Genomic DNA, 224 nt, shown 5'->3' with positions numbered 1-224 from the left:
GATCGTGTAGCTCTCGCTCATCTCGGCACTATTGGTCATGCCCGATTTTACCGCAATCGCCTTGATCGTCATCGCGCTCGTCACGCTGATCGGCGTGCTGTAAGCCGTACTGCTAGCGGTTGGCGTGCTGCCGTCGGTCGTGTAGTAGATCGTCGCTCCAGAAGTTGCCGTGGACAACGCTACGGTCGTGCCCGACGCTACCGCGACGCCGGACGGATTCGCTG

1 protein-coding gene is annotated in these 224 nt (G+C 60.7%); it reads right to left on the bottom strand.

Going from position 1 to position 224, the window contains the following annotated elements:
* A partial coding sequence (locus AC6RNO_RS35270) for a chitobiase/beta-hexosaminidase C-terminal domain-containing protein (protein WP_497108287.1) occupies nt 1-224 on the bottom strand: 224 nt, incomplete at both ends.

It is taken from the genome of Paenibacillus sp. sgz302190, assembly GCF_059820445.1.
This window is presented reverse-complemented; position numbering and strand designations above follow the sequence as displayed.